Source organism: Kineosporiaceae bacterium, assembly GCA_016713225.1.
Classification (GTDB): domain Bacteria; phylum Actinomycetota; class Actinomycetes; order Actinomycetales; family Kineosporiaceae; genus JADJPO01.
Window position 1 is genome coordinate 276,671 of sequence record JADJPO010000002.1, and the last position, 24,103, is coordinate 300,773.

Below are 24,103 nucleotides of genomic sequence, written 5' to 3' on the forward strand. Positions count from 1 at the left end.
CTGGGCACCCGCCATCGTGGAAGGCATCGCCGCAGTTACCTCAGCGGAGGCACTATCGACGGCCATCATCGACGGTGTCGGCAAGGCCAGGGCCTACGGATTCGGTCTGCTGTCCGCGCGTCCCATGGCGTGACACGACCAGAGGCCGCAGGTCCCACGCCCGACGGCTGGACTGAATGAAATCCCGAGCGCTCAGTCGCATCGCCGCAGGTCAAGAAGTGTCCTCCCCGCGCACGCGGGGGTCATCACGAGCCGACCCCCGGCGCCTTCGCCACCACCGGGTCCTCCCCGCGCACGCGGGGGTCATCACAGCTGCAGCGCGGCGGACGCCCGGGCCGCGGCGTCCTCCCCGCGCACGCGGGGGTCATCCCGTCTGCGGGCCGATCCCCTCGATACCGGTGAAGTCCTCCCCGCGCACGCGGGGGTCATCCCAGGGTCAGCACGTCTTTGTGTCCGGGCCGACCGTCCTCCCCGCGCACGCGGGGGTCATCCGTACAACCCCAACTTGAACGCGTGGGACTGGAAGTCCTCCCCGCGCACGCGGGGGTCATCCCTCCACGAAGGGCTGGGACGAAGGCACCAACCTGTCCTCCCCGCGCACGCGGGGGTCATCCCTGGAGGTAGTCGTCGACGTTCAACCCGCCGACGTCCTCCCCGCGCACGCGGGGGTCATCCCCATGTCGATGTAGCTCTCATCCAGTCGTTTGGGTCCTCCCCGCGCACGCGGGGGTCATCCGCCGCCGAGCAGATCGAAGCCCGTCTAGAGGAGGTCCTCCCCGCGCACGCGGGGGTCATCCCAGCTTGCCCGGGGTCGTCGTCAGGCCGCTGCCGTCCTCCCCGCGCACGCGGGGGTCATCCCGGGAGGAGCGGCATGGGACGCTCGACGCGCTCGTCCTCCCCGCGCACGCGGGGGTCATCCCTGCTCGGCCAAGAGCGCCAACTCGTCGACCAAGTCCTCCCCGCGCACGCGGGGGTCATCCCAGCGGTTCGGTGGTGGTGTCGTGCAGCCCCTTGTCCTCCCCGCGCACGCGGGGGTCATCCCGCGACGAACGCCGCGATCAACGACGTGGTGACGTCCTCCCCGCGCACGCGGGGGTCATCCGGTCTGCACTCGACTGGTCAGCGACGCCATGGTGTCCTCCCCGCGCACGCGGGGGTCATCCGAGCTACCTGCTCTCGATCCTGCGCATCGTGCAGTCCTCCCCGCGCACGCGGGGGTCATCCGCCGTTGCCGGTGGGCTGGGCGTATTCCTTGGCGTCCTCCCCGCGCACGCGGGGGTCATCCGGCCGTTCAGCTCGACGTCCAGCTGGAGATCCCGTCCTCCCCGCGCACGCGGGGGGCATCCCGCCTTGGCGATGGCCAGCTCCTCGAACCCACTGTCCTCCCCGCGCACGCGGGGGTCATCCCGACTGGGGCTTCAAATCCGAATGGACGAACAAGTCCTCCCCGCGCACGCGGGGGTCATCCCCAGTCGTTGCAGCGGGCTGTCTCGGCGGCGATGTCCTCCCCGCGCACGCGGGGGTCATCCCAGCTTGGAGGGCACTGCAGGGGCACGCGTGGAGTCCTCCCCGCGCACGCGGGGGTCATCCCTCCGCCATCTGATCATGGCTCTAAAAGGGTCGTCCTCCCCGCGCACGCGGGGGTCATCCCTGCAGCAGCCGGATCGGGTTGTTGGTGTCGACGTCCTCCCCGCGCACGCGGGGGTCATCCCTACGCCATCTGCAATGGCGACGCCCGCAACAAGTCCTCCCCGCGCACGCGGGGGTCATCCCAACCCGCTATCGCGGGATCCGCACACGGACGATGTCCTCCCCGCGCACGCGGGGGTCATCCCCGCCACGACCGGGTCGCTGTCCATCGCAGCGCGTCCTCCCCGCGCACGCGGGGGTCATCCCGGGCAGGCCACGGTCAGCCCGACCACGCCGACGTCCTCCCCGCGCACGCGGGGGTCATCCCAGGTATGCGAACGGCTCGTTGAAGTGGTGGAAGTCCTCCCCGCGCACGCGGGGGTCATCCGTACTTGGGTATGGGTGGCCAGGAGACGCGCCTGGTCCTCCCCGCGCACGCGGGGGTCATCCGTGCGAGGCGGGCAGCGCTATGCCGATGGTCTGGTCCTCCCGCGCACGCGGGGGGTCATCCCGAGTTCAAACCGCGGACGTCGAACAAGTACCTGTCCTCCCCGCGCACGCGGGGGTCAGCCGAGCCGCCGCCACGCAGGTCCCCGGCGCCTCGGGCATCGGACAACGGGCTGCCGGCTGGGGCGACCTGGCCGAGCAGTGGGTCGAGCTCGACCGCCAGAAGCATCGCCTCGGCCTGCGCCTGCTCGGCGTTCGCTGTCGCGCGATGCAGCCAGCCGCGTACGGCGCCCACTAATGATCGCGATGGCGCAGCTGACGAACACATCTACTCACACATATGTTTGGTAAACCGCGATGGTGGCGCATCATGGCCGGATGGCGGGCGGGATGAACAGGAGGCCTCAGCCCGAGCGGCTGGCCGTCCTGCTCTCGCGCGCTGGGGGACCGTCGATCCCTGCCGCTTCGCCGCTCTCGGCACGTCACTGCTGGGTGGTCGATCCACCGGGTTGGCCTGGCCGTTGGCCCGGGTTGCTGCACCGATGGGCGCGCGGGGATGCCGGCTGGGTAGGTGAGGTGACGATGGCGGTCGTTCACGAGGGTCGCCAGATCGTCGTCCAGGCCAAGTGCCGGCCGCGATGCTCCGCCCGCTCTGAACATGAACCCGTCCTTCCCCATCTGGCAGCAAACGTGCGCCCTGGGGTGCTTGCAGCGCTACTCGGTGACGCTGACGTGGACGTGGTCGTGGTGGCCGAAGGTGGGTCCGGTGCTGGGGTAGTAGCCGCCGCCGGTGTAGGCGCGCCAGCCCTCGGCGGCTCGGCGTTGGGACCAGATCCGTCCTTGCCAGATGACGTAGTCGATGTGTAGGGCGGTGGCGTTGTCGTGGAGCCAGTGGGCGAGTTGCCAGCCGCGGGCGGTGTCGGTGGGGTTGGGGTAGGTGCCGATGCGGCCGATGGTGTAGTCGCAGGCGCGGCCTTTGGGGTGGTCGCTGCGGGGGTCTCCGCCGCGGGGTGACCAGCACGCGGCGGGCTGGTGTCCGAAGGTGGCCTCGATCTGGGTGTAGAGGTGGGCCAGGGTGGGCGTGACGCAGCCGCTGGTGCCGGAGGGATCTTGCACGCAGCGGCTGCTGTCTCCACGGTAACTCGCCGCCGGTCCGGGTTCGGGAAGGCAGGGCGCGCCGTCCAGGGTGGCCCCGGCCACGCACGGCACCACGCCACCACCAGCCGGGGACGCCGCGTGGTAGGCGACGGCGAGGGCGGGCAGCGCCACAGCAGGTAGCGCGACAAGAAGCACGAGGACGACGAGGGCGCGTTTCATGATGCGGCGTCCAGTCCGGACGCGGTGGCGTGGATGTCGTCGGCGCGGGGTCCGTCCATCCAGGGCACGAGCCGGATGGGGGTGGGCCGGATCCCGGTGGCGAGCAGCAACGCGGTGAACTTGGGTAGGGCACGGACTTGGTCGGCGGGCAGGGCGCGTTCGCGTCGGGTGGTGACCGAGGTCCCGCCGCCGCGGCCGTGGGTGCGGGTGCGGACGCGGGTGTCGGTCTCGCCGATGAGGCGGGAGATGTCGTCGGCGAAGGTGGGGTCGTCGATGCCGGCGCCGATGAGTTTGATGGTGGCGGCGGAGAACAGTTCGTCCATGCCGCCTTGTCCCCAGACGCGTCGTCCTTGGGCTCGGGATTGCAGGATGGTGATGGGGACGATGCCGCGTGAGCCGAGGTGGGAGTACAGGCGGGGGAGTTCGGTGATCCGGCAGATGTTGGCGGCTTCGTCCAGGACGGCGACCAGGGGTGGGTCGAGGCGTCCGGTGCGGGTGTGTTCGGCGGCGCGGACGGCGTCCAGGAGGAGGCGGTCGGCGAAGGCGGCGATCAGGGGGGCGGCGGATCCGGCGCCGTCTTGGGAGAGCAGGTAGAGGGTTTGGTGGGAGCGGACGAAGTGGGCGGGGTCGAACAGGTCCAGGCCGGGGCGGGGGGTGACCCAGGCCATGATGGCGGGGTCGGACAGGCAGGCGGCGGCGGCGCGGGCGGTGGCGTAGACGCCTTCGCGGGTTTCGTGGGCGCCGTGGGAGCGGCCGGTCATGACGTCGGCGAGTTGGGTGAATCCGTTGCGGGCCAGGATGGTGCGGGGTTCGACCGCGGAGATCGAGGTCAGCCAGGTGGCGACCTTGGCCAGGCCGGCGCCGGACAGGGCGGCGGCGAGGATGAGGGCGGTGAGGAGGTCTTCGGCGTCGCGGTCCCAGAAGTCGCTGGTTTCGGCGCGGCGGATCTCGTGCAGGAAGTGTCCGGCGAGGCGGCGGGCGTCGGCGAGGGTGTCGATGCCGTCCAGGGCGTCCCACGCGAAGTCCTGCCGGGTGCGGGTGACGTGTTGCGGGTCGAACGTCCAGACCCGTTCGCGGGTGTCGCGGCCGCGCAGGGCGGCGGTGAGGTCCCAGACGTCGGCCTTGTTCGAGGTCACCACCACCGCCCCGGGCGCCTCCAGGATGGCGGGCACGGCCAGGCAGGTGGTCTTACCCGACCGGGGCGCGCAGATCGCCAGGACGACGTCCTCCCACGTGGCCCGCAGCAGCGGCCCGCGCCGCGCGGAGCCGAACCGTCCCAACGGAACCCCCAGATCGGACGGCGCCAGCCTCGTCCGCCCCCGCAGCGAAGGCCGCAGCCGGGCCACGTGCTGCAGCGCCGCTCGCCCGGGTAGCAGGTGCGCGTACTGGGACCGGCTGCCGTAGCCCTCCCGCGGGGGATGCCGGCGCCGCCACCACGCCACCCCGACCGCGATCGCCAGCACCACGGCGGCGGCGTAGGCGACGGCGAGGACGACGACCGCCCACGCCGGGACGCCGCCCCAGATCCCTGCCGGGCCGGTGCCGTGAGCCAGTGCCCGCAGCGTGGCCCCGAGACCTGGGCCGAAGCCGTGGTCGGCCAGCAGGGAGAGGCTGCATCCGGCGGCCCACACGACGGTGCCGGCGGCGGTGGTTGCGGCGGCGGCGATCCCGGCCAGGACGAGCAGGTCGGTCCAGGCGTCGCCGCTGCCGAGGAGTCCGCCGAGGGGGCCGTCGGGGCTGGAGGTCCGCCGGGTCCGCGGCACGGTGGTGGTCATGGCAGGGCTGCGGGGTCGGTGTCGTAGAGCGCGGCCTCGTCCCCGACCAGCGTCATCTGGACGGGGATCCCGGGTCGGTCACCGGCTTTGAGGAGGTAGTGGCCGCGGGCGGGGTGGTGTCCGGTGCCGGTCCAGGTCGCGGCCGAGGACCAGGACGCGACGAGGTGGCGTTCGGTGGAGGTGAGGTGGCGTAGGGCGTTGACGTGGTCGAGTTCGCGGTCGCTCATCGCGGTCAGGGCGGTGATGGCGCAGCGGTCGAGCAGGCCGCGGGCCTTGGCGCGGTCGGTGTCGTCGGCGACGGCGGCGAGGTCGTCCAGGGAGTGGGTGAGCATCAGGTGCGCGACGCCCTTGTGGCGGTAGATCCGGGTCAACGCATCGGCGTGCTCGACCAGGGCGGGTGAGCCGCGCAGGGCACGCCACATCTCATCCAGCACCGCCAGGTAGCGCCGCGGCGCCGTCCCGGTGACGCGGGTCAGGGCCGTGGTGGCGTCGATGACGGCGTGCCCGTGCGACCAGGTCGCCAGCATCGCGGCGGCCATCAGGGCATCGGTGGTGGCGGTGATCGCGGACAGGTCCACACACACGATCGGCGCCGTCAGGTCCAACGGTGTCGTGGTCGCGGCATCGAAGACCCCCTTCAGGGGGCCTTCGAGTAGCCCGTACAGGGTCCGCCGCAACGGCGTGGTCTCGCGCTCGAACCGGGCCACATCGACCTGGCACGCCGCGACCAACGGCGCCGGCGCCGCGGTCAGGACGGCGAGCACGTCACCCACCGTCGGCTGCCCACCCCCCCCGAGATCCCCGGACCCGAGGTCCCCGGACCCGGTGTGGGTCAACGCATCCAGCGCGGCACCCAGGACGGCGGCCTCCCAGTCCGCGACCGGCCCGCCCCGCAGCAGCGCACACAAGGCGGTCAGGGTGCCCAGGCGGTGGCCGCGGATCTCGGCCAGCAGCCGTCGTCGTTCGGTCGGGTCGACGTGGGGGAGGGCGTGGGTGAGGGGGCCGGCGTCCAGGGGGTTGATCCGGTCCAGGCCACGGCCGATCCGGATCACCTGCCCCCCGGCGGAGCGGGTGATGGGGACGTATTCGCCTTTGGGGTCGCCGAGGATGAGAACACCTGTCCCGGCGGCCATCAGCCCGCGGATGATCCGTTTGGCGAGGCTGGTCTTGCCGGCGCCGGGGGCACCCAGGACCATCATGCCGAGGTTGGTGACCAGCCCGGCCTCGTGCCAGGCGAACGGGTCACAACACACCGGCTCACCGGTGTGGGCGTGGTGCCCGACCGGCACCCCCACCCCCGGCGCCCCCGACCCCGCCCCGAACGGGAACAACCCCGCCACCTGGGTCGTGGTCCCGGCGAACGCCCACGGCCCCGGATCCACCCCCGCATCCATGAACGCAGGCGGGGTCATCGGGTCCACGACCGGGCCAGCTCGGTCAGCGACAACCCGGCCGGCAACCCGGCGTAGAACCCGGCGGCCTGCAGCTCATACAACCGCCGCAGCCGCACTTGAGAGGCGCCCGCGGCCTGCTCGAGGTCGGCGACCGCGGCCCGCAAGCCCTGCTGGTCGGGGGCGGTGACGGTGGCGGTGAGGGTCGCGGCGATCCATCCGGCGCCGGCGGCGACCTCGCGGGTGGCCTGGTCGGCGGCGGCGGCGTCCCGGTCGTCCTGGGCCGTCGCGGCGCGCCCGATGACGGGCAGGGCAGCAACCATCCGCGCCAGGAGGCGGCGGCGGACCTGGCGGGTCGCGGCGTCCAACGCGGCAGTGGCGGGGGTGGGCCGGTAGGTGACAGTGACCCGCTTGCGGGCGGTGCCGGGGCGCATCAACGGGTCCAGCACCCGGGAGGTGACCAACTGCCGGGGGGCCTGCGCCCACACGAACGACGCCGACACCCCACCGTCGTGGACGTAGTCATCGCGGTGTTCGCGGGCCGCGGCGGGGCCGGCGTGCTCCCAGTCCGGGACGTCGCCGCGGCCCAACAGCAACGCCACCTCCACCCCGCCCGCACTGGCCGGGTCGAACGCCGCCCGCACCGCCCCGGCCAGTCGCGCCGGGCTCATCGGCCCCAGCACCCGCAGCCCACACGCCGCCAGCCCGGCGGTCAGGTGCTGCACCGAGGCATCCAGCAACGGCAGACAGGCCTGGACGCCGCGGCGCCGGTCCCGGCGGGCGAGCTGGGTATCCCAGGCCCGCAGGTCGAACACCAGGCTGATCCGGGTCTCCACCTGCATCGCCGTCTCGGGGGTGGTCTCGGCGAGGGTGGTCATCAGGGCACGGCAGTCGGCTGGTGCGGTGGGGGACAGGCGGCGGGTGATGGTGTGCCGCAGCGTGTTCCCGGGGTGGGGGAGGTCTCGACGGTCACGGTGACGAAGGCGATCTCGGGGCGGTGGCCGAGGTGTTCGAGCCAGCGTTCCCACGCGGTGACCGCGGCGTCGTGCGCGCCCGGCTCGGACAACTCCGCTGCGCTCGACGCCACCCGCACCGTCACCGCCACCCGCCGCGCCCGGGGCTGGTGGATCGCGCCGTAGTCCCCACTCGGGTGGGGGACGGTGAGCATCACGGTCTCGGCGAGCGGGCCGGGCAACACCCACCCGGCCGGGGTGATCGCCTGGAAACCGGTGGCGCCGGTGGCCGCGGCCCACCGCCACCGCGCCTTCCCACCCAGCCACCCGGCCAGCGTCCTGCCGGCGATCCGGGCGGTCCCGGCGGCGGTGGCCAGGGCGCAGCCACCGAGGATGAGGGCGCCGCGGCGGGGATCGGACTGCGCCACGATCACCCCGGTCAGGTACGCCGCGACCACGGCCACAGCGAGGGGCCAGGGCAGGCCCCGGATCGACAGCTTCTGGGGGCGTAACCAGTTGCCGTACAACCGGTCGCTGCTCACGGCGTCCCCGACCCGCTCGTGCCCGTGGCGCCGGTACCCCGCGCCGCGGTGGACAGGCCGCGGGTGGCGGCCAGTTGCGCGCCGGTCGCGGCGATCCCGGTCACCGTCGCCACACCGCCCAGGGCGCCGCCGGTGGGGGCGGCGTTGACCGCGAAGGTGACCAGCCGCAGCAGCACCGGCAACGCGGCGATCGCGGTGAGCATGATGCACAGCCCGCTCACCCACGCCTGCACACCCTGGGACTGGCCCATCACCGACAGGCCGATGAAGTACACCAACGCCGCCGCGGGCTTGAGGAACACGAACGCCAGCAACCAGCCCGCCACCTTCGGCAACCACAACAGGCTGCCCCGGTTGAACTGGCCCGCCGCGGCCACCGGCAACATCACCGTCAACACCAACACCGCGCCGTCCCGGAACAGCATCACCACGTACTGCACCCCACCGACGATCAACGCCAACGTCGCCCAGAACGCCACCAGCGCCGGGGAACCACCCTGCGAGGGAAGCATCGCGCCGAGCCGCTCCCCGAGATCCCGGGCCGGGACCGCCGCCAACAACCCCGCCGCCAACGCCTGCGCCCACTCCTGGATCGCCCGCACGACCGGGATCGAACCCGCCGCGGTCACCGAGAACACCAGCAGGCCCCGCGCGATGTCCCGGACCCACCCATGCGAGGAACCAGCCACGCCCCAGGTCACCGCGGCCAGGATCGCCACCACCGCCACCGGCGCCGCCAACCACGTCGTCACATACGACTGCGCCGCCCGCAACGCCACCGTGTCCACACTCGCCGACGGGGTGGTGGTCCACCACCCGAACACCAGGGCGATCATCTGCCCCGCGGCCTGCGAGATCGCCCCGGACACACTGCCCCAGAACGAATCCACCGCCCCCGCGACGCAGCCCTGCGGCGACAGGCACGCCGCCAACCCCGCCGTCACGACGCACCCACGGCGTCGTAGGAGATGTAGGTGGCCGGGTCCGGGGATGAGACCACCCGGGCCACGCCCGACCAGTCCCCCCACGGCGGCGCGATCACCCGCCAGTCACCCTCGACCCAGACCAGGCCGACCCGGTACTCGGTGAACACCGGCGCCCCCGCCTCACCGACACCCTTCACCAACACCACCACGACCCGCTCCGCCACCGCGGCGTCCGACGACGACGGCGAGACGGACGCCGCGGACGGCGTCCGTGGGCTGGGCGCTGGCTCGGTGCGGTACCCGGCGATCGACCCGGCCTCACCGCGGATCGGTCCCTCACCCCGGACGCCGGCCTCGGCGGCATACGAGCGATAGGTGGCTGACGTTTCGCGAGCCAACTGCGCCTGGCCCGGCCCGACGACCTGCTCGGCGATCGTGGGCGTGAACACTCCCGGTCCCGCGAACGCGAACGTCCGCACCAACACATGGACGGCGGCCAACGCCGCCCCCGCCTCATCCCGGGAGAAGCACGCGGCTCGCAGGCCGGACAGGCAACGAGGGCCGTGCGTGGCACTGACCGGCAGCTGCAGGCCGGCGAAGTCCACCCACCGGAGGGTGCCGTGCTCGAGGTCCGGGGTGCTCGACGCCGCCGGGGTGGCCGTGCGGGGCGTCGACGGTGAGGTGGAGTCCTCGGAGCGGGCCAGGTCCGTGCCGACGATGCCGATGCCCAGGGCAGCCAGGAACGCGACGCCCGTCCACAGCAGGGAACCGGGGCGGCGCCCAGGCCTGGGATCGATGCGGCGTACGGCAGGTGCGGAGCGCAGGGGCCGTTGCCTTGTCCGGGTGCTCACGAGACGCCCTGACTGACCAACGCGACCGCGCCGGAGACGATCCCGGCGCCGATCAACGCCAACGCCAACTGCTTGACCGCCTCCGGAGACCCACCATGCTGGCGGACCTCGATCGCCGTGCGGGCACCGGCGATGATCGCCGCTAACCCACACATCGCATACGCGATCCACTTTGCGTTCGCGACCAACGCCCCCACCGCCGAAGCCACCCCCGGCGGAGCCACCGGCACCGGATTCGGGATCCCCACCCCGACCCCCGGAGGCGGTGAAGCCTGCACCACCATCAACACCCACCACATGACAACTCCTCGCCAGACCGCTAGGGATGTAGCAGACCGTAATACTAGGGACCCTGATGATAGGAGGAGGGCATGCTCCGTGACAACCACGAACGGGCAACCGTCACCGGTGGAGGAGGATCCACCGAACCGGCTGCTCGGCTGGCCGACCCGGCTTCGGGCAGCCTCGCCGCCCTGGCCGATGAACTCGAGCGGCTACGCGTTCAACGCGACGAAGACCGCGCCCTGCTCGACGAACTCATGACCGAACTCGCCCGCCACGGCCTGGGCGCCACCACCACCGAGACCATCTATGCGACCTGGACCGACTGGGTCGACGACTGGCTCGTCCCCCGGATCGACCGCAGCCCCCACCGCTACCGCTGGTGCCACCGCTACGCCGACCACCCAGAGGTCGCCGACCGCCTCGAAACCCTCTGGCACACCTGGGAAACCCACTGGCCCCAACCCCAGGCACGCCTGGCCTGGTACCGCGACGGACTCGACCACCACTGGCCGCTGATCACCGCCGACGACGGACCCCTACGAGCTTGCTCGGCCGCTGAGAATGTCCACACCACGTAACGGCCGATCCGGACGATCACTCCGAGTCGAGGGCATCCTGTAGCTGATCGCGTCCCGGGCAGCCTTGAGGTCACCAGCGAACACCGCGGGGCGCCTGAGGCGAGTGACCTACAGGGCCACGGCCTCTTGGGCCAACGTGAGCGCACGGTCGACGCTGTCTCGATCGTGACCCTGCGGAGCGTTCGCCACCACCCACCCCGCGGCCCAGAGACTTCGAGCGAGGTCGGGTTCGAAGGCGTCGGGTCGGGCCGCAGCCAACCGCCGGTGGATCTCGATGGCCTGTTCGGTCGCGGCCAGGGCCTCCTCCCTCCGCCCCAGATTCGACAACCGGACCCCGAGGTTGTTCAGCGCCCTGGCGAGGTCGGGTTCGAAGGCGTCGGGTCGGGCCGCAGCCAACCGCCAGCGGATCTCGATGGCCTGTTCGGTCGCGGCCAGGGCCTCCTCCCTCCGCCCCAGGTTCGACAACCAGGCCCCGAGGTTGTTCAGCGCCCTGGCGAGGTCGGGTTCGAAGGCGTCGGGTCGGGCCGCAGCCAACCGCCGGTAGATCTCGATGGCCTGCTCGGTCGCGGCCAGGGCCTCCTCCGCCCCAGATTCGACAACCGGACCCCGAGGTTATTCAGCGCCGAGGCGAGGTTGGGTTCGAAGGCGTCGGGTCGGGCCGCAGCCAACCGCCGGCGGATCTCGATGGCCTGTTCGGTCGCGGCCAGGGCCTCCTCCCTCCGCCCCAGATTCGACAACATCACCCCGAGGTTGTTCAGCGCCATGGCGAGGTCGGGTTCGAAGGCATCGGGTCGGGCCACGGCCAACCGCCGGTAGATCTCGACGGCCTGTTCGGTCGCGGCCAGGGCCTCCTCCCGCCGCCCCAGGTCCGACAAGCGGATCCCGAGGTTGTTCAGCGCCGTGGCGAGGTCGGGTTCGAAGGCGTCGGGTCGGGCCGCAGCCAACCGCCAGCGGATCTCGATGGCCTGTTCGGTCGCGGCCAGGGCCTCCTCCCTCCGCCCCAGGTCCGACAGCCGGATCCCGAGGCTGGTCAGCGCCATGGCGAGGTCGGGGTCGAAGGCGTCGGGTCGGGCCGCAGCCAACCGCCGGTAGATCTCGATGGCCTGTTCGGTCACGGCCAGGGCCTCCTCGCGCCGCCCCAGGTCCGACAGCCTGATCCCGAGGTTGTTCAGCAAACGGGCACCCTGGGCGGTAGCGGGGAAACCGTGCTCGTCAGAAGGCGCCTCGCGCCACCCTTGATGGGCTTGGTCGTGATGGGAGAGGGCGTGCCGGGTCAAGGCGACTGCTGCCGGTTGCAGGTAGCGGCTCGATCGGGGCAAGGCCGCCACGACCACGGACATGTCGACCTGTCCAGGCACGGCCGCCACGAGGCCACCGGTGCCGTCGGGAGCGGCGAGCAGATCCGCGACATCCCGGGCTCGCGTTGCTGCCCTCAGCAGCACAGTGAGCAGGCGATGGATCTGAGCCGGGCCGAGCCCGTGCCTTGCCGTGATGCTGCCGCCGTGGACGGCCCGCAGCAGAGTGTGGGGTAAGAGGTCATCATCGGCGATGCCGTCGTCGCGCTGGCGGCGCATGACTCGGGTGATCAGCTCTTCGCCGAGTCGGTCGGGTTGCAGCGGTGGGAGCCAACCAGCCCCGGCCTCCGGGGTGGGGTAGAGGTCGTGCAACCAGTCCGCGATCGCCGCGGCGCGATGCGCATCGACGCCCAACGCGACCCGGATCACGGCGGTGGCCTCCGACCGGCTCGCGGCCCCGACCAGAGTGGCTGCCGCGACCGCAGTCTCCACCACAGCCACCCCGGGTCCGTCCCCGAGGTCTCCAACGCTGCCGGGTCGGCGGATACAGCTCAGCGGCTCGGGTCGGCGGAGCCAGTGCCGTTCAGCTTCCAGGTCCAGAACCCGGTTGACCAGGTTGCCCGCGGACGCACCCCGGTTCGGTTCCCTCTCCGGGCCGGCGGCGGGCAGTAACGAAACCACAGCGGCAAGGTGCAGCATCAGCGCCGAACCGAGATCCGCGTCGGCCAGGTCCGGTTCGGTCGCCGGGTCGGCCAGGGGCATGGCGTGGACGGCGGCGAAAGCAGCCACCGCCGGACGCAGCCCGGCCCGGATACGCGCGAACGCTGCCCGCCGGTCGCCAGTATTGGTCGAGGCCAGCGCCGACAACTCGACTGGTTCGCCCACGGCGGCGCCACGGCGGGTCAACTGTGCCTGCACTCCGGTGTTGGCGCGGGCACCCTCGGGTTGCCACCAGTCGCCGCCGTGACGGGCCACCAGCAGTATCCGCCACCGGGCACCGGCGACGTCCTCACCGGTCATTGTCTCGACCAACTCGTTCAGGACGACGGCACCGAATTCGGCGGCATAGTCGACGACTACCAACACCGCATGATCGCTGGCACGGGCACGACGCAACAGATCCCGCACCGCACCCACGTCTCCGGCCCCTCGGACCAGGACCCCGGCCCACCCGCCACCGCCGAGGACCACCTCCAGCAGCCTGCGTGCCAGGCGGGTCTTGCCCTGCCCGGCCGGACCGCTCAGAAGCACCGCCGACTATCCCGTCGTGGCACCAGTTCGTCCATCCACCTGGCCTTGCGGCCGAAGAAGTCCACCATCGCGGCGTACGCCCGCAACATCGTCACCAGCGATGTCTCGACCTGCCGATCGACGCCGACCCGGTACGTGTCGGGTCGGGCCTCGGGCAACAACGCGGCTGCGATCGCCGGCACGCCCGCGACGTCCTCGATCCGCGTAGCCACCAAGCTGCCACCCAAGGCAACTCCCGGTTCCTGGCCGCGGGGCAACGCCCGCACCAGGGCCACCGCAACATCCCGGTCCATCCCGGCGACGCGACACCTGCGCACCACGGGACCGCCGGACAATCCCCGCAGGGTGGACCGGGTCACACGCCGCGAACGCCGGCCCGGTCAGTTTCAGTGCATGCACCGAACCCAATGGCAAGGCGACGTCGGCGACGTCGGCGAGTTCGGTGTCGTGGTCGGCGGATGTCGGCGCGTTGGACGGGAAACCGAGTACCCGGACCTGGCCCGGGCTTGACCTCCATCCCCAACGGGATCACCGCGGCCGCGAGCACCTCGGTGGCTCGAGCAAGGTCCAGCCCGATCTGCCTGAGCCGGTCGTCGTCGACGGTGAGGACCGCGACATCCCAGGCTGTGTCGTGGTCGGCGAGCACCACGGGTAGGTAGTCGTAGGCCTGGCCTCTGCCGGTCGCGCGCAACCGGAACCACAGCGGCTCGCCACCGTCGAGCAGATCCCGCACGCAGTGCCACGCGGTAAGCACGTGCCCCGCACTGACCGCGAACGCCGACCGCAACTGCTCCCCCGCCCGGCCCGCGGCGTCCTCAGCGGCCACGCGGCGGGCTCGTTCAGCGTCGGTAAGGATCCGTCCGACCCGCATCCCCATCACACGCCCTCGCTGTCCACGCGAAGGGTCAAGCCCTGGGTCGGCGGCTCAGCGTCAGCGTCACCTGGGCACTGGACTCGGCTTGCGCGGTGAACAACGCCTGCACTCCACCGCTCAACGTCACCCCGAAAGTGACCTGTACCGACTCCACACCGAAATCTCCCGGCGCTGGATCGCTCACCGGTTCGTTGTCGAGGACCTCGGCGAACCGGCGGGCCGTGACCCGACTTGGCGGGCCAACTCCTCGGTCGCCACGCGGACCGCCTCATCGCCAACCGCCGCGATCCGCGAACGCGTCTCGGTGGCGTGGCGGCCCCGGGCACCGAACGCCTCTTCATCCCGACGGCAGCGCATCGGCATCGACCCCAGCGACCACCGGGAGTCCGATCACCGCCACCGCCACCTCGTAGCCGGCCACCGGTGCCATACCGCGCGCACCTTGCTTGTCGGACGAGGACACCCGCCCACCTCCCGCCCTGACTCAGAGCCAGCCCAACGGCCCCGCCGCGACCCCTCTACGCCACCCTAGTGATCAACCCAGTCCCGCGAGGACCAACAATCACATCCACGGCTGCAACGGCGAGTGCCCAGAGTCCAGGGAAGGACCTGGTTCACCCTCACCAAGGTCGTTCGCGGCCCTGGCCGGACCGGCGCCTGGAGGGCGAGCGAGGCAGCCGGGCACGCAGGACCGCGTTGGCGATTGCCGCGAGGTCGTAAGCCACCTCACTGGACGGCCGACGGCCCATCGGTACCTGTGCTGCCACCCGATACATAGTGCGCCAGAGCGCGCCGATCGCAGGCCGATCGCCAGCAGCCAGCCTCCGTGCGGCTACCGTCTCCCGACCCCGCGACGCCTCCGCAGCCATCTCTGGCGACCTCGGACCGGTTGCCCATTGGGCTTGGAGTCTGGGCAGGGACAGGTCGCCGGCCAACTTGGATCCACCGAACCAGACCTGCCGCCCGGCGGCGTCGAGGTCACCGGGCCGCCCGACGGCATACCCGGTGATCCTGCCCGGGCGTGCGCTGCGACTCGCGCCAGGTCACCAGCACGCCCCGCCGGGCGAGCTGCTCGGCGAACTCTGCCCCGGCCCCCGCACGGCTGGCGGCGTCGCGGACCTGGCGGGTCAGCCACCGCCGCGCTGTCTCGGGGTTTGCGGTCCGCGTGGCCTTGGCGAGTTCGGCGCGGGTCGGTGCTCGCGACGACGTCCGATGGGGCATGGCGACGGCCTGTAACCCGAGGCGGCGTTCGGCGGCGCGGGCGGCGGCGTGGACCTTGGGCCAGTCCCGAAACACCTCGACCGGATGGCCGTCCATTCGGGCCAGGATCACGGCGATATGGATGTGGTCGTCGGCGTGCCGGACGGCGATCCACCGGCAGGCGGCGTCATCGCCGTGGCCAGCGAACCCGGTGCGGTGGACGACGTCGCGGGCGATGCTCGCCCACTCGGCATCGGTCAGGGTGCGGTCGCCGGGGGCGGTGCGCATCGAGCACTGCCACACCGGGCGATCGACGTCGGGTTGCAGCTGCAACGGCAACAACATCCGCGCGGTCAGGTCCGCGACGTCCGGGCGACCGGCCCGGCAGGCGGGCGCGAGCTCGGCCAGGGATGGGCCGTCGTCGCCGCGCCAGGAGGCGACCAGGCGCGGGCGGGTGTGCTCGTTGGCTCGTCCCTGGGCCGAACAGGTACCGCAGTAACCCGCCCAGGTCCCGGCCTCGGGTCACCTTGCCGATCACGATCCGCCTCCGCAAGGGGGCTGCCCGGCCGCGCGGTCGGCTGCCTCGGCCAGGCGCTGCAACGCCACCAGTACCCGGACCTCCGCTTCGAGCGATCCGACCGGTCGCTGCCCGGTGGTGTTCTTCTCCCGGGCGAGCTGGTTGAGGTTGTTCCCGACCCGGTTGACCGCCGCGGTCGCCTCCATCACCTCTGCCAGCACCAACCGCGGCGATGCCCCACGCCCGCCGATTGGCGACCCGGTCATCGCACACCCCGGGCAGTTTCGGGGGTCGACCGCGCCCGGTCGGCCGTAGTGGTACGGCCCCGCTGGGCCGTTCCACCAGCATGCGCCGGGCGTAGCACCGGCGCTAGCTCTAGCTCGCTCCCGCCTGAAACCAGAAGGCGCACCGGGCCGCACCGGGAACCGCAGGGACGAACCGAGCATCGCCCTCGGCCGGTTACGAGCCGACCGGCGGCGCGTCATTGCCCGGGCAGGCAGCAGGGCTGAGGACGCGGTGAGTAGGACCGCCACCCCCGGGACCAGGCCCGCGGATCGACCTCGCTCGCGGCAGCAGCGGCGAGCGGTCAGGTTGGGTTGTGGGCAAGAGATCCGACGGGGTGGGCGGTCACGGCGTCCAGGACGGCCCGCGGCGTCCGTGACGACTTGCGCCACAGGACACAGGCGGGGTCTATGCAGGGGTCGGTCTCAAGGCAGTCCAGGCCATCCGCGCCCACCTCGATGCCGGCGGGTCAGGTATTCCCACCGGGGTGATGACGGATGACGGATCAGGCCCTCTGTCGCTATTACCTGCGTACGCCTACGCGTACGCGGGGGATATGGCAACGACCCCCGAATCCGTCATCCGTCATCACCCCCAAGCGGCCGGCCACCGCGCCTGGTTCGGACGCGTTCTCGGCCGGGACGACGGGGTTGGTCGGTGGGTGGGTGACGGACTCGTCGGGGTGGGGTAACGGGTGGGCGAATCGGGGTGACGGGCCGCTGACCTGCGTCACCCCGCCCGACCCACCGGGGTGACGGTCGAGTCGACCGTCGTCAGCGGGTCTATGCGACGGGTGAGGGTGACCCGTCGTGGCGCCGTCGCCGCAGGCCGTCATCCGGCGTCGGCTGTGGCGTCACCCCGGACCGTGGCCGGCGACGGGTGACGCCTCGCGTAACCCCATGTGGCCACGCTGCACGGCCATGACCACCACACCCCACCCGACGGCCAACGCTGCGGTGAACGGCGGCGGGCTGCGTCGTCCACACCCCGGGACGTCACTTGGCCTGTCCACAGACACCGTCGCCGCGGTCGATGTCCCCGGCGTCGGTGGCCTACATCTATGGCAGAGGTCAACCTCGGACGACGACGCCCCCGGGTCTGACCACGAGCCGGGAGAGGCCGACGTGACCGCCACCATTGACGAACCAGTGACCATCGCGTGCAGTCGATGCGGCGACGGTTGGACGGCGACCCAAGACCCACCGTCCTTCGTCAGCCTCGCCGCCGCACTCGACTACGCCGCCCAGGCCCGCTGGCAGATCGACGACGACCAACTGCTGTGCCCCGACTGCTCGCTGCGGCGGGCCTGCGAGGACGCCGGCCACGTCTGGGGTCGCTGGAGCAACCTCGAACGGTCCCTGAGCGGACGCCCTGGTGGACGGGTGCGTCACTGCCGCGTCTGCACCACCGGCGAGTTCACCCCACCACTCCGACAACTCGAAAGAGCACCAGCTGAGGTCGTCGGTCAGCCCGTCCAGTAGTGACACGAAGTTCTCAGTGTTCTCGGCGTCCAAGACCGCGGCGACCTCAGTGACGATCACCTGCGAACCCGTTGGCGTCCGAAGCCTCACGGACGCCCGTGCATCGCTGCGGGCGTCAGGTTCTTCTCTTTCGAGACGAACGGCAAGTGCTTGAACGAGCGGCGGCACTGCCTCCGCGTCCAGCGGTGTCCAGGAAGGCCGCGGGGCACGTGCACCGCGCAGAAGCTGAACCGGCCGTCTGGGGTCGAGATCCGCGTCACCGAGAGCCGGCGTGGGCGGGGTGACGCGAGGAGATCGGCAGCAGCGTCCTCGGCGGTCGGTAGCGGCTTCGAAAGCCCCAGCCGCGGCCGGGTGGAATTGGGCGAGTCGCTGTGGCGCGCGTACGAGGCACGGGCCTCGACCGGGCGGTCCACCATCGCGATCCTGACAGCAGACCTCGCGGCAGATGAAGCAGGTCCCGCGCGGCCTGGGGGGGGGCGGGCCGGGGGGGGGCCCGCCGCGACCAGGCACGCACGACGCCTTCAACGCCCGGCCCTCGAGGTGGTCGACTATGGCGAATGCGTCCCCGAGCCGGTCCACTAAGGCGCCCCGGTGGGAGCCTACCGCGTCCAGCTCCTGTCCCCGGCTGAGTGGGATCTCGGCGATCCGGGTGAAGTCCCAGCGCCTGTCAGCCCTCACCGGCCCCCGTCCCTTGCCGTCGCGCGTGACTGAACTTCCCGTGGATGGGGCCAAGCCGATGTTCGGCGGGTCCGTCTGATCAACGCTAGCGGCCACGGTTTCGCTGCGGCCCGGAAGCCAGGTGGGCGCCTCGGCTCGGTGTGACGGCTGCTAACGCGGCTTGGAGTACCTGCTGTGGTCGGGGTGCCATCGACATTCCCAGCGTCGGCGTGGGGAGGACCCGCCGGGCGGCGGGGTTGCGGAGGTGGTCGGCGGCGGCGCGGATCTGGTGGGCGATGCGGGGCTCGGTGGCCCGGCGGTCGGCCCTGCCCCAGCTGGGCGCGACGGTCTGACATTCCAGGGGGGTGAGCCATCGCCCGGTTTCGAGGTGGTGGCGGGTGACGTCGTCCAGGGTGGTGGTCAGGGCGGTGAGTTCGGCGGCGTAGCCGCGGGCGACGTCCGCAGGGGATGGTGGTGGTGCGGCGCATCCCGGCGAGGAGTTGGTGGATGCCCTGGGCTTGGGCGAGGGGCCGAGGGTCGCTGGGCGCGATGGTCGCCAGGCGGCGGGTGGTGTCGCTGGCCCGGGCGAGCAGTTCGGCGTGTTCGCGCAGCACGCCTGCGAGGGCTGCGTCGTGGGGTAGGCCGGTGCGGGCCAGGGGTTGGCTGCCCTGGTGGGCGGCGGTGGCGATGGTCAACGCGATGAGTTCGACGTCGCGGGCGCCACGGCACTGGCGCCGTGCAGGAGGTCGGTGAGTCGGTGGAACGCCTCGGGTAGGTCGCGGGCGTTGCGGGGCAGCAGGGGGTGGTGGCCGGCGCGGGGGCAGGTTCACGGTGACGTGGGGCTGGGTGGTGGTGGCGCGGCGTCCGGTGTGTTCGGCGGCGACGCCGAGACCGGATTGGCGGTCCATCTTGACGGCGTCGGCGTCGCTGTGGCGTCCGGCGTGGGTCAGGGAGGTGGCCAGGTCGTCGGAGGCCGCCAGCACTCCTTGGGTGAGGGCGGCGATGTCGGCGAGTTCGGTCCAGGCTGCTTGCCCGGTGGGGTGTGCGGTGGGGCCGGCGGCGTCCCAAGCCCCGGCGGCCAGGACGGCGTTGCGCGTGACCTGTTGCCAGCGGGCACCGGCACCCGAGCGGGTGGGTTGGGTCAGGGCCTCGGTGGGTGAGAGCGGCGCGAGGCGGGGGATGTCGGCGAGCAGGGTCCCGAGCAGTCCGACGGGGTTGCGTTCGGCTTCGCTGATCAGGCGTGGGGTGGCGTGTTGGCTGGATCCGGTCAGGTCGCGGTGGATGCCGCGGAGTAGGTCCAGGGTGGCCTGGTATCCGGTGAGCGCGACGTCCAGGTCGCTGTCGGGGATCGGGCTGCCGGCGGTGATGCTGCGGGCGAGGGTGGCGGCGAGTTCGGACATGTTCGTCCGGTAGGTCATGGCGTGGCCGGTAGGGCGGCGAGGACCTGGGCGGTGCGGGCGGCACGGAGCAGGTCACCGATATCGGACGAGACCGCGAGGACGGTGACTAGGGCGCGGCGGGCATGGCCGAGGCCCTCGACCAGGGTCATCGCCACCAACGGTTCGGTGATGGGGCGTAGGCGGGGCGGACGTCGGTGAGGATCCGCAAGGCATCGAGCAGGGTGAGGCGGACGTCGAGGTCGAGGTGTTCGTCGTCCAGGACACAGGCCAGGGCATAGCTGGCGGTCTCGACGTGGGTGGGTCAGGGGGTGGGCAGGGGGTGGTCGGGCCTGGTCATCGTGGGGTTGTGGGCTCCTCGGGTTGGTGGTCGGGTCGAGGAGGGCGATGTGGCGGTAGATGCGTCGGGAGGGTCGGGAGAGGCGGGCTTGGGTGATGCCGTGTTCTGCGACCAGGCGCATGGTGAGGGCTTTGGCGGACAGGGGTTCTGCGCCCATGTCGTGGCAGTGGCGTTCGTAGGCGGCGCGGACGGCGCCGACCTCGGCCCAGTGGGCGTCGCCGAGGAGGCAGTGGTCGCGGAGGAACGAGGCGAGGGTGTCTTCGCTGATCCGGTAGTCCTCGGTGGCGGCGCGGACCTGGTCGGGGTCGTTCAATCCGGTGGCCAGGACGTGCATGGCGCCGTGGATGGCCCAGCCGAGGACGGCGGGTCCTTCCTCGTGCAGGATCCGGTGGTGCAGGTCGGGGTCGCGGCGGTGTTCGGGGACGACCTGGGTGAAGGGGATGAGGCGGACGCGGCGCCAGAACGAGGTCCGCCTTCGCGGACTTGGGGAGGTGGTTGGAGGCGATGACGACGAGGTGGCTGGGGTGAAGTCGAAGAAGTCGCCGCGCATGAAGCGTCCGGTGAGCATGTCGCCGCCGGTGAGGCGTTTGACCTTGGCTTCGTCGAAGCGTCGCCCGGAGGACTGCTCGGAGCAGATCAGGAGCCGGACGCCGCGCAGGCGGGCGATCTCGGTGGGGTGGGCGGTGTCTCGGCCGGTCATGAGGAATCCGTCGGGGGCGGCGACGGCGTAGCCGCCGAGGTCGGCGGAGCCGAGGAGTCCTTGAAGGACAAGCAGCAGAACGGTTTTCCCGTTCGCGCCGACCCCGTACAGGAACGGCAGGACGTGGTCGCGGACCTGCCCGATCAACGCGAGCCCGGCCAGGCGTTGCACGTAGCCGATCAGGTCGGTGTCCCCGGCGAAGGTCTCGTCCAGGAACGCCGTCCACCGCGGGTGGGCTGCGTCGAGGCGGACGCCGGTCGCGGTGATCCGGGTCAGCAGCAGGTCGGGGTCGTGGCGCCTCAGGGTGCCGGTGGCCAGGTCGATGATGCCGTCGCGGGTGTTCAGCAGCAGCGGGTGGGCGTCCAGGTCGGCGGCACGGATCGAGATGCGGGGGTCGGATTGGGCGACGCGGACGGCGCCGGCGATCCCGGCCGAAGACAGCGAGTTCCGTTTGAACGACTTCTCCAGGACGGTCTCCTGGGGTAGGTGGCGGGCCAGGCCGCGGGCGGCTTCCCGGATGTGGGCCTCGTCGTGGTCGCGTCCCCAGGCGGCGTCCTGCCAGCACCACCAGGCCCCCATGTCCGCCAGCCGCCGGATGGTGCCGCCGTACTCATCGACCAGCCGTAGCGCGTTGGCGTCGTCGGTGCGGGCCCGCTGCGGCAGCTCCGGTGGTGGTGGGTGGCGGGCGGCGTCGATGGCGTCCAGGGCGGCGCGTTGTTCGGGGGTGGGTTCGGCGATCGGGGTGGTCACCGTCGGCCCCGGACGGCGGTCGGTGGGTGGGGTGGGTCGTGGCGGGTGCGGGCGACCATGCGTTGGGCGGAGGCGACGGTGCGGTGGGCCTCGATCTCGGGCAGCCCGGCGCGGACGGCGGCGTGCACGATCGCCCGCAGGTCGGTGTGGCCTTCCTCGGCGGCCCGGCACGCGGCCCAGAACGTCCCGTTGTTGCGGCGCCCCTCGGGCAGGGTGGCGACCCAGGCGGCGAGCACCTGCACCGACGTCGTCCCGGTCCGAACTTGTTGCGGGCTAACGGGTCGCGCGGGCGGGGGTGGGGCGAGCAGGGTGCGGAGGGCGGGCCAGTCCAGGGGGCGGCCGGCCCGGGGGTGGATGCGCATGTCGGCGTAGGAGGCGCCGTCGACGACCGAGGGTGGCACCAGGACGTAGCCGCCGCTGGCCTTGAAGTCGATGAACTTCTCCGGCAGTCGGCCGCTGGGTTGGGTGGTGCCGGGGAAGTACAGGTGCATGCCCCCGGAGGGGGTGGCGACGGCGCGGATGTAGTCCTCGAGCAGTCCGGCCTCGGCCAGGGTGGTGATCGCCGAGTACCCCGATCCGCCGGGGCGCCGGTCGATGTCCAACACGTCCACGGTGGCGGCGCCGGTGGGGATGGCCAGGTTCGCGGTCGGGGCGTGTTCCCACCACCACCGGATCTGCTGGGTATCGGTGGTGGCGTCCAGCAGGCCGTGCCGGGTCAACGGCCGCTTCATCCCCGGCACACACGGGAACACCGGCCACCCCGATGCGGCCAGGCCCAACGCCGCGGTCAGCACGGCGTGCGGCTCGGCCAGGCGGCGACTCATGCCACTTCCTCGGTCACGGGGCGCGGCAGCCGCCGGTACCGCTTGGTCTCATCCCGGGCCACCAGCCCGGCCTCGGTCAGCACCCGCAACTGCCCCACCACCGTCGACCGCGGCCGGCCACTGACCTGGACCAGCTCGGCCACCGTCGCGGGCGCCTGATCGAGCAACCCCAGGACGACGTCCCGCACCGCCGCAGCAGGCAGCGGGGTGTCGTGGCCGGTTGCGGAGCGGGACGCTCCGGCGCGGCGGTCGGGGGCTGGATGTGGCGGGCTGTGCGGCTGGGTGTCGGGCGGGGGGGGGGATCGGTGGCGGTGAGCAGGGCGGCGAGGTGTACCAGGGCGACCAGGACGGCGGCGGGGACGGCGCCGACGATGACGACCAGGCCGGGCCCGGGGTGCAGGTAGCGCGCGGCGATCAGGTGGCCGGCGGCGTTGCCGACCAGGGTTCCCGCGGCACCGACCAGGGCGACCGCACGCCCGAAATCCCGGGCGCGGGGCGGCGTCCCCGGGCGTAGCCAACACCAGCCGCCCACGCTGCCGCCGACATCCAGGGCGGCGGGTAGCAGCCACGGAGTCCAGCCCGCCCAGCCCGCCACCCGCGCCAAGGCGGCCAGGGTGGAGGCACTGGCCACCACCGCCGCCGACCCGGCCACCGCCATCCCCAGATACAGCGGCCACACCACCCGCACCCCCACCACGCCACGGGACGCCGCAGGTCGGGGTACGAGGGCCGGGACCGGTTCGGGCCTCACCGGTTTCACCGCCCCCGCAGCCGGTACTGCTCGAGGAACTGTGCGGTGAGCACCACCCGCCGGTAGGGGCTGATCGCGACCGTGGGGAACCGGCCGTCCCGCGCGGCGGCGTAGGCGGCGTTCTTGCTCATCCCCAGGATCCGGCCCGCACGGGGCACCGAGATCGTCGGTTCGGCATCCGGGTCCGGCAGGGACCGATCGCGCTGGCGAGGACTCATGAACGCAAACTACTACGGAATAATAGGACCGTGCTAGTATTCAGTGTTGTTGGGACCGCCCGGTCTCTACCTGCGCGCTAGGCTGGGTTCCGTGAGCAGAACTGGACGCCGGTCGGCCGCCTCCCGTCAGGAGGTCGAGTGGCTCACCCCCGCCCCCGACGGCACCCCGGTCCAACTGGCCTGGCCCGACGCCGACGGCCCGTTCCACCTGACCTGCCACCTCGCCCGCGTCGACGGACGGACCATGCTCGTCGGCCTGGACGTCCGCAGCTTCACCCTCGACACCGACGGCACCCCGATCCCCGGCGAGACCGGACTGGCCGAGGTCAACCACCCCGCCCTGCGGTCCCTGCGGGCCGGGGAGATCGCCGAAGCCGCCCGCGCCAAACTCGCTGCCCTGCTCGCGACCAAGTCGACCACCCGCGGCCTGGACAAGGCCACCCGCGAAGCCGCCGCCCGGACCTTCGAATCCCTCACCACCCCCAGCCGGCCCCGCAGCACCGGACCCCGCGCCGCCAGCAGCCAACTCGAACTCGTCGCCGACCTGTTCAACCGCGCCGTCGCCGCCGGCGGCGACTCCGCCCACCGCCCCTCGATCTACGTCCACCAAGCCCTCGTCGAGGACGGCCAGGACGTCACCCTCAACACCGTCCGCGGCCAGATCCACCGCGCCCGCGTCAAAGGACTCATCCCACCCGCCAACTGACGGCGAGATCGAGCAACGCGTGTGCGTTCCGCGGTGAACGCGGTGATGGCATACCCCCGTTCGGGGTAACCGCGGCTGCTCTCTGCGATCAAGCACGGTCGCTTCGTGTTCGTTGATCGCAACGTATTGACAGTGCAACCGGGGGTTCCCTTGGATACGACGAACG

25 protein-coding genes and 1 CRISPR repeat array are annotated in these 24,103 nt (G+C 72.1%); of the genes, 4 read left to right on the top strand and 21 right to left on the bottom strand.

All coding sequences use genetic code 11. The features are described 5' to 3' along the window. The first annotated feature begins 16 nt into the window (after positions 1–16). A complete protein-coding gene (locus IPK24_07365; protein ID MBK8075374.1) occupies positions 17–133 on the top strand; it encodes a type I-E CRISPR-associated protein Cas6/Cse3/CasE in 117 nt (38 codons plus the stop codon). Between the two features lie 87 nt (positions 134–220). Continuing rightward, a CRISPR array of direct repeats spans positions 221–2,201; the repeat unit is 28 nt; unit sequence GTCCTCCCCGCGCACGCGGGGGTCATCC. Between the two features lie 589 nt (positions 2,202–2,790). Here the strand turns inward: IPK24_07365 and IPK24_07370 are convergent. The 8 genes from IPK24_07370 to IPK24_07405 are packed head-to-tail and all read right to left on the bottom strand — an operon-like array spanning position 2,791 to position 10,130. Further along, entirely contained in the window at positions 2,791–3,393 is a 603-nt protein-coding gene (locus tag IPK24_07370) for a hypothetical protein (GenBank protein ID MBK8075375.1), read from the bottom strand. Next, the gene (locus tag IPK24_07375) at positions 3,390–5,168 is read right to left on the bottom strand and encodes a type IV secretory system conjugative DNA transfer family protein (GenBank protein ID MBK8075376.1); all 1,779 of its coding nucleotides are present in this window, start codon (positions 5,166–5,168) and stop codon (positions 3,390–3,392) included. The genes IPK24_07370 and IPK24_07375 overlap by 4 nt, the downstream gene beginning before the upstream one ends. Then, positions 5,165–6,580, bottom strand: a complete 1,416-nt coding sequence (locus IPK24_07380; GenBank protein ID MBK8075377.1) for a DUF87 domain-containing protein — start codon at positions 6,578–6,580, stop codon at positions 5,165–5,167. The genes IPK24_07375 and IPK24_07380 overlap by 4 nt, the downstream gene beginning before the upstream one ends. Beyond that, entirely contained in the window at positions 6,577–7,437 is an 861-nt protein-coding gene (locus tag IPK24_07385) for a hypothetical protein (GenBank protein ID MBK8075378.1), read from the bottom strand. Before IPK24_07385 ends, IPK24_07380 begins: the two co-directional genes overlap by 4 nt. Further along, entirely contained in the window at positions 7,437–8,054 is a 618-nt protein-coding gene (locus IPK24_07390; protein MBK8075379.1) for a hypothetical protein, read from the bottom strand. Before IPK24_07390 ends, IPK24_07385 begins: the two co-directional genes overlap by 1 nt. Beyond that, positions 8,051–8,998, bottom strand: a complete 948-nt coding sequence (locus tag IPK24_07395) for a hypothetical protein (GenBank protein MBK8075380.1) — start codon at positions 8,996–8,998, stop codon at positions 8,051–8,053. The genes IPK24_07390 and IPK24_07395 overlap by 4 nt, the downstream gene beginning before the upstream one ends. Further along, positions 8,995–9,831: a hypothetical protein gene (locus tag IPK24_07400; protein ID MBK8075381.1), complete on the bottom strand. Its 837-nt coding sequence runs from the start codon at positions 9,829–9,831 to the stop codon at positions 8,995–8,997. Before IPK24_07400 ends, IPK24_07395 begins: the two co-directional genes overlap by 4 nt. Beyond that, positions 9,828–10,130 (bottom strand): hypothetical protein, encoded by a 303-nt coding sequence (locus IPK24_07405; GenBank protein ID MBK8075382.1) that lies wholly within the window; start codon positions 10,128–10,130, stop codon positions 9,828–9,830. Before IPK24_07405 ends, IPK24_07400 begins: the two co-directional genes overlap by 4 nt. Before the next feature lie 72 nt (positions 10,131–10,202). Between IPK24_07405 and IPK24_07410 the strand changes: the two genes are divergently transcribed. After that, positions 10,203–10,694 (top strand): DUF4913 domain-containing protein, encoded by a 492-nt coding sequence (locus IPK24_07410; GenBank protein ID MBK8075383.1) that lies wholly within the window; start codon positions 10,203–10,205, stop codon positions 10,692–10,694. 108 nt (positions 10,695–10,802) lie between these two features. On the opposite strand, the gene IPK24_07415 is transcribed toward IPK24_07410, so the two are convergent. The 7 genes from IPK24_07415 to mobC all read right to left on the bottom strand — a co-directional run bounded on the left by IPK24_07415 (position 10,803) and on the right by mobC (position 16,097). Beyond that, the gene (locus IPK24_07415; protein ID MBK8075384.1) at positions 10,803–11,267 is read right to left on the bottom strand and encodes a tetratricopeptide repeat protein; all 465 of its coding nucleotides are present in this window, start codon (positions 11,265–11,267) and stop codon (positions 10,803–10,805) included. Beyond that, positions 11,177–13,240: a tetratricopeptide repeat protein gene (locus tag IPK24_07420; protein MBK8075385.1), complete on the bottom strand. Its 2,064-nt coding sequence runs from the start codon at positions 13,238–13,240 to the stop codon at positions 11,177–11,179. The genes IPK24_07415 and IPK24_07420 overlap by 91 nt, the downstream gene beginning before the upstream one ends. Then, complete coding sequence (locus IPK24_07425) at positions 13,231–13,533, bottom strand: hypothetical protein (protein MBK8075386.1); 303 nt, start codon at positions 13,531–13,533, stop codon at positions 13,231–13,233. Before IPK24_07425 ends, IPK24_07420 begins: the two co-directional genes overlap by 10 nt. 62 nt (positions 13,534–13,595) lie before the next feature. After that, positions 13,596–14,066, bottom strand: a complete 471-nt coding sequence (locus IPK24_07430) for a hypothetical protein (protein ID MBK8075387.1) — start codon at positions 14,064–14,066, stop codon at positions 13,596–13,598. A gap of 79 nt (positions 14,067–14,145) precedes the next feature. Continuing rightward, positions 14,146–14,298 carry a hypothetical protein gene (locus IPK24_07435; GenBank protein ID MBK8075388.1) on the bottom strand — a complete coding sequence of 51 codons (153 nt, stop codon included), beginning with the start codon at positions 14,296–14,298 and terminating at the stop codon, positions 14,146–14,148. A gap of 794 nt (positions 14,299–15,092) precedes the next feature. Further along, positions 15,093–15,659, bottom strand: a complete 567-nt coding sequence (locus IPK24_07440) for a hypothetical protein (GenBank protein MBK8075389.1) — start codon at positions 15,657–15,659, stop codon at positions 15,093–15,095. Between the two features lie 189 nt (positions 15,660–15,848). Beyond that, positions 15,849–16,097 carry a plasmid mobilization relaxosome protein MobC gene (gene mobC / locus IPK24_07445; protein MBK8075390.1) on the bottom strand — a complete coding sequence of 83 codons (249 nt, stop codon included), beginning with the start codon at positions 16,095–16,097 and terminating at the stop codon, positions 15,849–15,851. Between the two features lie 1,140 nt (positions 16,098–17,237). On the opposite strand from mobC, the gene IPK24_07450 reads away from it, so the two are divergent. Further along, the gene (locus tag IPK24_07450) at positions 17,238–17,594 is read left to right on the top strand and encodes a hypothetical protein (protein ID MBK8075391.1); all 357 of its coding nucleotides are present in this window, start codon (positions 17,238–17,240) and stop codon (positions 17,592–17,594) included. A gap of 674 nt (positions 17,595–18,268) precedes the next feature. Here IPK24_07450 and IPK24_07455 read toward each other — a convergent pair. From IPK24_07455 to IPK24_07480, 6 genes are read right to left on the bottom strand one after another with little or no spacing between them, the layout of a single operon-like run. After that, the gene (locus IPK24_07455) at positions 18,269–19,669 is read right to left on the bottom strand and encodes a hypothetical protein (protein MBK8075392.1); all 1,401 of its coding nucleotides are present in this window, start codon (positions 19,667–19,669) and stop codon (positions 18,269–18,271) included. Further along, positions 19,666–21,438: a hypothetical protein gene (locus IPK24_07460; protein MBK8075393.1), complete on the bottom strand. Its 1,773-nt coding sequence runs from the start codon at positions 21,436–21,438 to the stop codon at positions 19,666–19,668. The genes IPK24_07455 and IPK24_07460 overlap by 4 nt, the downstream gene beginning before the upstream one ends. Then, the gene (locus tag IPK24_07465) at positions 21,435–22,262 is read right to left on the bottom strand and encodes a bifunctional DNA primase/polymerase (GenBank protein ID MBK8075394.1); all 828 of its coding nucleotides are present in this window, start codon (positions 22,260–22,262) and stop codon (positions 21,435–21,437) included. The genes IPK24_07460 and IPK24_07465 overlap by 4 nt, the downstream gene beginning before the upstream one ends. After that, a complete protein-coding gene (locus IPK24_07470; protein MBK8075395.1) occupies positions 22,259–22,405 on the bottom strand; it encodes a helix-turn-helix domain-containing protein in 147 nt (48 codons plus the stop codon). Before IPK24_07470 ends, IPK24_07465 begins: the two co-directional genes overlap by 4 nt. After that, positions 22,339–23,013, bottom strand: a complete 675-nt coding sequence (locus tag IPK24_07475; GenBank protein MBK8075396.1) for a hypothetical protein — start codon at positions 23,011–23,013, stop codon at positions 22,339–22,341. The genes IPK24_07470 and IPK24_07475 overlap by 67 nt, the downstream gene beginning before the upstream one ends. A 5-nt stretch (positions 23,014–23,018) precedes the next feature. Continuing rightward, the gene (locus tag IPK24_07480) at positions 23,019–23,231 is read right to left on the bottom strand and encodes a hypothetical protein (GenBank protein ID MBK8075397.1); all 213 of its coding nucleotides are present in this window, start codon (positions 23,229–23,231) and stop codon (positions 23,019–23,021) included. 91 nt (positions 23,232–23,322) lie between these two features. Here IPK24_07480 and IPK24_07485 point away from each other — a divergent pair, with 91 nt between their 5' ends. Continuing rightward, a complete protein-coding gene (locus tag IPK24_07485; protein ID MBK8075398.1) occupies positions 23,323–23,937 on the top strand; it encodes a hypothetical protein in 615 nt (204 codons plus the stop codon). Positions 23,938–24,103 lie beyond the last annotated feature (166 nt).

What these genes read in the sequence shown, in the direction of transcription:
- IPK24_07370 (MBK8075375.1), bottom strand. Translation starts at nt 3,393, where the DNA reads ATGAAACGCGCCCTCGTCGTCCTCGTGCTTCTTGTCGCGCTACCTGCT.
- IPK24_07375 (MBK8075376.1), bottom strand. Translation starts at nt 5,168, where the DNA reads ATGACCACCACCGTGCCGCGGACCCGGCGGACCTCCAGCCCCGACGGC.
- IPK24_07380 (MBK8075377.1), bottom strand. Translation starts at nt 6,580, where the DNA reads ATGACCCCGCCTGCGTTCATGGATGCGGGGGTGGATCCGGGGCCGTGG.
- IPK24_07385 (MBK8075378.1), bottom strand. Translation starts at nt 7,437, where the DNA reads ATGACCACCCTCGCCGAGACCACCCCCGAGACGGCGATGCAGGTGGAG.
- IPK24_07405 (MBK8075382.1), bottom strand. Translation starts at nt 10,130, where the DNA reads ATGTGGTGGGTGTTGATGGTGGTGCAGGCTTCACCGCCTCCGGGGGTC.
- IPK24_07410 (MBK8075383.1), top strand. Translation starts at nt 10,203, where the DNA reads ATGCTCCGTGACAACCACGAACGGGCAACCGTCACCGGTGGAGGAGGA.
- IPK24_07425 (MBK8075386.1), bottom strand. Translation starts at nt 13,533, where the DNA reads ATGGACCGGGATGTTGCGGTGGCCCTGGTGCGGGCGTTGCCCCGCGGC.
- IPK24_07440 (MBK8075389.1), bottom strand. Translation starts at nt 15,659, where the DNA reads ATGTTGTTGCCGTTGCAGCTGCAACCCGACGTCGATCGCCCGGTGTGG.
- mobC (MBK8075390.1), bottom strand. Translation starts at nt 16,097, where the DNA reads ATGACCGGGTCGCCAATCGGCGGGCGTGGGGCATCGCCGCGGTTGGTG.
- IPK24_07455 (MBK8075392.1), bottom strand. Translation starts at nt 19,669, where the DNA reads ATGACCTACCGGACGAACATGTCCGAACTCGCCGCCACCCTCGCCCGC.
- IPK24_07465 (MBK8075394.1), bottom strand. Translation starts at nt 22,262, where the DNA reads ATGAGTCGCCGCCTGGCCGAGCCGCACGCCGTGCTGACCGCGGCGTTG.
- IPK24_07480 (MBK8075397.1), bottom strand. Translation starts at nt 23,231, where the DNA reads ATGAGTCCTCGCCAGCGCGATCGGTCCCTGCCGGACCCGGATGCCGAA.